This window comes from Arthrobacter sp. TE26545, assembly GCF_056279005.1.
Window position 1 is genome coordinate 4,233,248 of record NZ_JBWBQM010000001.1, and the last position, 6,304, is coordinate 4,239,551.

The following is a 6,304-nucleotide window of genomic DNA, read 5'->3' on the forward strand; positions in this document are numbered from 1 at the left end:
TGGAATATCAACGAATCAAACTGGTTTTGGCATGGCCTTGGTGGTTGTGTCCTGTGGTTAGTACGGTGTCTGTGCCCTTTTGGGGTGTGGGTGTTGGGAACGCTGCGGGGTGCGGACTGTCGTGGGTTGTGTTTGGTGCACTGTTGGGTCCTGAGGCAACAGGACCTGCAACGATGAGTTGCCGGGCCCGTCAGGGGCGCCCCTTTTGTGGGGTGTTCTGGGGTTTCTGGTTTTCCTGTCCTTGCCGATCATGCGCATGGTTTGTGTGTGTGGGGTGTGGGGGTTGGGGTTGTTGTTTGAGAACTACATAGTGGACGCGAGCATCTTGTAAGCAATTTTGTTTAGAAGTTTTTTGATCTGTGTGGTCAAGTTTTTAAGGGCACACGGTGGATGCCTTGGCATCAGGAGCCGATGAAGGACGTAGGAATCTGCGATAAGCCTGGGGGAGTTGATAACCGAGCGGTGATCCCAGGATGTCCGAATGGGGAAACCCCGCACAACGCCGTTTTCGGTGATTGTGTGACCCGTACCTGAATATATAGGGTGCGTGGGGGGAACGCGGGGAAGTGAAACATCTCAGTACCCGCAGGAAGAGAAAACAACAGTGATTCCGTTAGTAGTGGCGAGCGAACGCGGATCAGGCTAAACCGACCCATGTGTGATAGCCGGCGGGCGTTGCGTGGGCGGGGTTGTGGGGCAGTTGCGTGCTGGTTCTGCCGGACCGGCGGGGTGTGTGTGCGTGCATAGGCGAACGGTTTTGAAAGGCCGGCCGGAGAGGGTGTGAGTCCCGTAGCCGTAATGTGTTGTGCCGCCCTGGTGAGTGTTCCCAAGTAGCACGGGGCCCGAGAAATCCCGTGTGAATCTGTCAGGACCACCTGATAAGCCTAAATACTTCCTGATGACCGATAGCGGACCAGTACCGTGAGGGAAAGGTGAAAAGTACCCCGGGAGGGGAGTGAAACAGTACCTGAAACCGTGTGCTTACAATCCGTCAGAGCAGCCTTGTTGTTGTGATGGCGTGCCTTTTGAAGAATGAGCCTGCGAGTTAGTGTTACGTCGCGAGGTTAACCCGTGTGGGGTAGCCGTAGCGAAAGCGAGTCTGAACAGGGCGAGTGTAGTGGCGTGATCTAGACCCGAAGCGGAGTGATCTACCCATGGCCAGGTTGAAGCGACGGTAAGACGTCGTGGAGGACCGAACCCACTTCAGTTGAAAATGGAGGGGATGAGCTGTGGGTAGGGGTGAAAGGCCAATCAAACTCCGTGATAGCTGGTTCTCCCCGAAATGCATTTAGGTGCAGCGTTGCGTGTTTCTTGCCGGAGGTAGAGCTACTGGATGGCCGATGGGCCCTACAAGGTTACTGACGTCAGCCAAACTCCGAATGCCGGTAAGTGAGAGCGCAGCAGTGAGACTGTGGGGGATAAGCTTCATAGTCGAGAGGGAAACAGCCCAGACCACCAACTAAGGCCCCTAAGCGTGTGCTAAGTGGGAAAGGATGTGGAGTTGCTTAGACAACCAGGAGGTTGGCTTAGAAGCAGCCACCCTTGAAAGAGTGCGTAATAGCTCACTGGTCAAGTGATTCCGCGCCGACAATGTAGCGGGGCTCAAGTACACCGCCGAAGTTGTGGCATTCACACATGTTCCTAGCCTTCGTGGTTCAGGGGTGTGGATGGGTAGGGGAGCGTCGTGTGGGCGGTGAAGCTGCGGTGTGAACCAGTGGTGGAGCCTACACGAGTGAGAATGCAGGCATGAGTAGCGAAAGACGGGTGAGAAACCCGTCCGCCGAATGATCAAGGGTTCCAGGGTCAAGCTAATCTGCCCTGGGTAAGTCGGGACCTAAGGCGAGGCCGACAGGCGTAGTCGATGGACAACGGGTTGATATTCCCGTACCGGCGAAGAACCGCCCATACCAAGCGGGGGATACTAACCGCCCGAAACCTGCCCTATCACCCTTTGGGTGTGTGGGTTTTGGTGGAGCGCGGGACCTGATCCCGGGAGGTAAGCGTATTAACAGGTGTGACGCAGGAAGGTAGCCGGGCCGGGCGATGGTTGCCCCGGTCTAAGGACGTAGGCCGTTCCATAGGCAAATCCGTGGAACATGCAGGCTGAGATCTGATGGGACCCCCGCATGGGGGGATCCGGTGATCCTATGCTGCCTAGAAAAGCATCGGCGCGAGGTTCCAGCTGCCCGTACCCCAAACCGACACAGGTGATCAGGTAGAGAATACCAAGGCGATCGAGAGAATTATGGTTAAGGAACTCGGCAAAATGCCCCCGTAACTTCGGGAGAAGGGGGGCCCGGACCGTGAGACCCACTTGCTGGGTGGAGCGGGCAAGGGCCGCAGAGACCAGGGGGAAGCGACTGTTTACTAAAAACACAGGTCCGTGCGAAGTCGCAAGACGATGTATACGGACTGACTCCTGCCCGGTGCTGGAAGGTTAAGAGGACCGGTTAGCTCTTCGGAGCGAAGCTGAGAATTCAAGCCCCAGTAAACGGCGGTGGTAACTATAACCATCCTAAGGTAGCGAAATTCCTTGTCGGGTAAGTTCCGACCTGCACGAATGGAGTAACGACTTCCCCGCTGTCTCAACCATAAACTCGGCGAAATTGCAGTACGAGTAAAGATGCTCGTTACGCGCAGCAGGACGGAAAGACCCCGAGACCTTTACTATAGTTTGGTATTGGTGTTCGGAGTGGCTTGTGTAGGATAGGTGGGAGACTGTGAAGCCCGGACGCCAGTTCGGGTGGAGTCATCGTTGAAATACCACTCTGGTCACTTTGGACATCTAACTTCGGCCCGTGATCCGGGTCAGGGACAGTGCCTGATGGGTAGTTTAACTGGGGCGGTTGCCTCCTAAAAAGTAACGGAGGCGCCCAAAGGTTCCCTCAGCCTGGTTGGCAATCAGGTGTCGAGTGTAAGTGCACAAGGGAGCTTGACTGTGAGAGAGACATCTCAAGCAGGGACGAAAGTCGGGACTAGTGATCCGGCGGTACATTGTGGAATGGCCGTCGCTCAACGGATAAAAGGTACCTCGGGGATAACAGGCTGATCTTGCCCAAGAGTCCATATCGACGGCATGGTTTGGCACCTCGATGTCGGCTCGTCGCATCCTGGGGCTGGAGTAGGTCCCAAGGGTTGGGCTGTTCGCCCATTAAAGCGGTACGCGAGCTGGGTTTAGAACGTCGTGAGACAGTTCGGTCCCTATCCGCTGCGCGCGCAGGAAATTTGAGAAGGGCTGTCCTTAGTACGAGAGGACCGGGACGGACGAACCTCTGGTGTGTCAGTTGTACTGCCAAGTGCACCGCTGATTAGCTACGTTCGGATGGGATAACCGCTGAAAGCATCTAAGCGGGAAGCTCGCTTCAAGATGAGATTTCCATGCACCTCGTGTGTGAGAGGCCCCCAGCCAGACCACTGGGTTGATAGGCCGGACGTGGAAGACAGGACCAACGACTGTCGAAGCCGACCGGTACTAATAGGCCGACAACTTACACCACACAAAAACATCAAAAGCTACGCGTCCACTATGTGGTTCCCGGACAACAACCCAGGAACCAAACCGGCACACCACCGGACAACCGAATACAACCAGCAACACCTGGTAACCAACAGTCTTCCCACCCCGCACACACGCGGGGACGGGTAACAAGGTTACGGCGGTCATAGCGTGGGGGAAACGCCCGGTCCCATTCCGAACCCGGAAGCTAAGACCCACAGCGCCGATGGTACTGCACCCGGGAGGGTGTGGGAGAGTAGGACACCGCCGGACAACCATTACAGGTCGAGGCCCCCGAAGAACACCTTCGGGGGCCTCCCGCATTTAACCCACAAACAGGGACCGTCTGCTGGACGGCAGCCCGGTCGCGTTCCGACCTTGACCACCTGTCGGGGTCCGGAGCCATAATCTTCGAATGACTAAGTATCTGATCTCGTTCCCCGCTGAGGCCATGGTGGTCCCGGAGGAGGACTTTGCGTCGGTAGTCGAAGCTTCGCATGCCGTCATCGAGGAGGCCAAGGCGGCTGGTGTTTACGTCTTTGGCGGCGGGATCGATGAGACAGTACCCCCAGTGCTCGTGGCCGGTGACGGCACCGTTGCCGAGGGAACCTACCCGGACCACAAGGTGCCCAACGGGGGCTACACCGTTCTCGAGTTGCCCTCGCGGGAGGCGGCACTCGAGTGGGCTGCGAAGATCGCTGCAGCCTGCCGTTGCCGGCAGGAGGTTCGGCAGTTCCACTACGACCCGGCCAGCTGACGGGGCCAGCCAGGACTATCTCAGGCGCTCATTGCAGCCTCCTGATTTTGGCTTCAAGGGCTGCGCGCTCGGCGCCGTTCCCGCACATCCTGATGGCATCTTGGAGTGCTGCACGCGCCTCCTCCCGGCGCCCCAGCCTGGCGAGCAGCTCACCCCGGACCGCAGGAAGCAGGTGGGAAGCGGCAAGCTTGCCACCGGCAGCTATCGAGTCCACCAGTTCCAGCCCCGCGGCAGGCCCCGAGGCCATGGCGACGGCAACGGCGTGATTGAGTTCGATGATGGGCGACGGCGCCAACCGCCCGAGCGCCTCGTAGAGGACAACGATCCGCGGCCAGTCGGTGGCGGCCACGGAGTCTGCTACAGCATGGCACTCGGCGATGGCTGCCTGCAGGCCGTAGGCGCCGAAGCCGCGTCCGGCGGCCGCTGCGCGTTCGAGTGCAGCCCGCCCCCGTCGGATCGCCGAACTGTCCCAGCGCCGACGGTCCTGGTCCTCGAGCAGCACGGGCCGCCCGGCGTCATCGGTCCTTGCAGGGAAGCGGGCGGCGGTAAGCTCCAGCAGCGCGAGAAGGCCGAATACTTCCGGCTCGGGCTTCAGCTTGACCATCATGCGGGCCAGGCGGCGGGACTCGTCCGTGAGGCCGCTGCGGATCCAGTCCTCACCGCCGGATGCGTAAGATCCCTCGGTAAAGGTCAGGTAGATGACCTGCAGGACCGAACCGAGCCGCTCGTCCAGCTCGTGGGCCTCGGGCACCGCGAACGGGACCCCGGCGGCGGCCAGTGTCTTCTTGGCCCGGGTGATCCGCGCCTGGATAGTGGCAACAGGCACAAGGAACGCCTTCGCAATCTCTTCGCTCCCCAACCCGCCGACCACACGCAGCGTCAAGGCGATCCGTGCTTCCTTGGACAGCACCGGATGGCAGGCAGTGAACATCAGGGCGAGGACGTCGTCGTCGATAGCCTCATAGTTGAACAGCTCATCGGCTCCGGGTTCTTCGGAAAGCTCCCGGGCAAGGACTGCATAGCGCTCATCGAGCGCCGACCTGCGCCGGAACGTGTCGATGGCGCGGCGCCGTCCTGTGGTGAGCAGCCAGGCCGCAGGCTGCTCCGGAACCCCGTTGACCGACCAGGACACCAGCGCCTCGGCAAGTGCTTCCTGGGCAAGGTCTTCCGCCAGGGGAAAGTCTCCCGTGTAGCGGGCCAGGGCGCCGACGATCCGGGCGGACTCCATCCGCCAGACGGCCTCGACGGCGCCCCGCGCCCCGCTGTTTTTCACGAGCGGATCAGAGCTGCCCGGTCTGCTCGCGCCAGGCGCGCTCCTTCTGGATCCACTTGTTGTCCTGCGGGAATTCGTCGATGGTGGTCACCCGACGGATCTCTGTCTTGCTGCCTGCTGTCATGGGCGCCCGTTTGGCCCACTCGACGGCTTCCTGCTTCGAGGCGACGTCGAGGATGTAGTAGCCGGCGAACAGCTCCTTGGTTTCACCGTACGGGCCGTCCGTCACCACTGGGGTGTCTCCGGTGAAGTCCACCACCACGCCTTCGTTGGCGTCGTCCAGTCCCTCCGCCGCGAGCAGTACGCCGGCGCGAATCAGTTCGTCGTTGAACTTGCCCATGGCATCCATGATTTCGGCGAAGTCCGTGTTCGCGAACGCCGCGAAAGACTCGTCCGTTGGACGCATGATCAGCATGTACTTGGCCATGATGTTCTCCTTGGTTCCGGAAGGTCGCCTTCCGACCTTCTCACCCATAGGTCGAACGGCACCAGAGCAGATCGACACCCGCCCAGGATTTTTCCGCACGCTCGACGGCGGGTGCCCGACGGCGTGGGGCGGCTTGCGGGGCGGGTTTGCGGACGCCTTCGGGTGGGCATTTTGGGGTGGGAGTTCTGATTTGCCTCTCCTCCTGGAACCGTGTAATGTTTTCTGAGTCGCCGCGAGAGGGACGGAAGAGCTGAAAGGCTTGGAGGTTCCGGAAGGCGGCAGAATCCCTTTCTTAGACGGCCACTTTTGGTGACGCACTTTGGTGCGTCGTGTGGCCTGCGGTTTGCGGAA

At 59.9% G+C, this 6,304-nt stretch carries 3 protein-coding genes and 2 rRNA genes; 3 read left to right on the plus strand and 2 right to left on the minus strand.

Annotation, left to right across the window (positions count from 1 at the left end; genetic code table 11):
* The first annotated feature begins 363 nt into the window (after nt 1–363).
* From ACZ9CK_RS19435 to ACZ9CK_RS19445, 3 genes are all read left to right on the plus strand, one after another.
* Nucleotides 364–3,497 (plus strand): 23S ribosomal RNA (locus ACZ9CK_RS19435).
* A gap of 155 nt (nt 3,498–3,652) precedes the next feature.
* Nucleotides 3,653–3,769: ribosomal RNA gene (gene rrf, locus ACZ9CK_RS19440) — 5S ribosomal RNA — on the plus strand.
* 142 nt (nt 3,770–3,911) lie between these two features.
* Nucleotides 3,912–4,253, plus strand: coding sequence for a YciI family protein (locus ACZ9CK_RS19445; RefSeq protein ID WP_476050831.1), 342 nt, complete (start codon nt 3,912–3,914; stop codon nt 4,251–4,253).
* Between the two features lie 28 nt (nt 4,254–4,281).
* On the opposite strand, the gene ACZ9CK_RS19450 is transcribed toward ACZ9CK_RS19445, so the two are convergent.
* Together ACZ9CK_RS19450 and ACZ9CK_RS19455 are read right to left on the minus strand one after the other, a co-directional pair.
* Nucleotides 4,282–5,481 carry an RNA polymerase sigma factor gene (locus ACZ9CK_RS19450; protein WP_476050935.1) on the minus strand — a complete coding sequence of 400 codons (1,200 nt, stop codon included), beginning with the start codon at nt 5,479–5,481 and terminating at the stop codon, nt 4,282–4,284.
* Nucleotides 5,482–5,533: 52 nt separating this feature from the next.
* On the minus strand, nt 5,534–5,953 hold the full coding sequence (locus ACZ9CK_RS19455) for a YciI family protein (RefSeq protein WP_426301475.1): 420 nt from the start codon (nt 5,951–5,953) through the stop codon (nt 5,534–5,536).
* Nucleotides 5,954–6,304 lie beyond the last annotated feature (351 nt).